This window comes from Litoreibacter sp., from assembly GCF_058136045.1.
This window is the reverse complement of sequence record NZ_JBYVDD010000014.1, coordinates 1-972: the sequence shown is the minus strand read 5'-3', so window position 1 is coordinate 972 and position 972 is coordinate 1. Positions and strand designations below refer to the sequence as shown.

Here is a 972-nt window from a genome sequence, read left to right as displayed (position 1 = left end):
ACGCGGTTATTCACTGCCCGGCAGGGTATTGCGCAGCCATGTCCCGAGAGGGAAGGCACATCGGCCCGAGTTTTCGGTCCGCGCCATGTGCCGGATGCTAATGGTACATTTCAGCGGCTTTTATGCATGGCTTAAGGAACCGTTAAGCCCTCCGTGCGCATGAAGATGTGCGACAGACGGAGCTGATCCGGCAAGCATGGACTGACAGCGGTAAAGTTTATGGCTACAGAAAGCTGCATGATGACCTGCTCGATCAAGGCGAGACGTGTTCAAAGAACCGTGTCTCGCGATTAGCCAGCCTAGCAGGGATTGCGGCCCAGATCGGCTACAAGCGGCGCCCCGGTCGTTATGGTGGCAAGCCAGCGGTAGTCGCCAACAATAACCTGGATCGGCAGTTCGAAGTCGATATACCCGACAGCGTCTGGGTAACTGACATCACTTATATTAAAACGCATGAAGGTTGGTCATATCTGGCAGTGGTTATCGATCTATTCTCAAGGCGCGTCGTGGGATGGTCGATGCAGTCCCGCATGACAACTGACCTCGCTTTACAGGCATTGCTGAGCGCTGTTTGGCGACGCAAGCCAAAGACCAAGGTTATGATCCATTCCCCCTCTCGTGCATTGCTGCGCAATACCCTGCCGGGCAGCGGACCAAGGATCACAGTTTACCAGCAAAGAGTGGCAATCGTTCCTTGGAAAACACAATCTGGATGCCAGTATGAGCAGGCGTGGAAATTGTCATGACAATGCGGTTGCGGAAAGCTTCTTTCACCTTTTGAAACGCGAGCGGATCAGGCGACGGACCTACATTACGCGCGACGCCGCAAGGCAGGACGTGTTCGATTACATTGAGATGTTCTACAACCCAACTCGCAAGCACACGAACAACCGGATGCTGTCACCAGTTGACTATGAAACAAAACAACAGAGAATGAACAAAGCAGGTGTCTAGAAAACTAGGGGCACCTCA

At 53.2% G+C, this 972-nt stretch carries 1 pseudogene; it reads left to right on the top strand.

Going from position 1 to position 972, the window contains the following annotated elements:
• Positions 1-954: pseudogene (locus tag AC3Y7R_RS15605) on the top strand (IS3 family transposase); the annotation flags it as partial.
• Positions 955-972 lie beyond the last annotated feature (18 nt).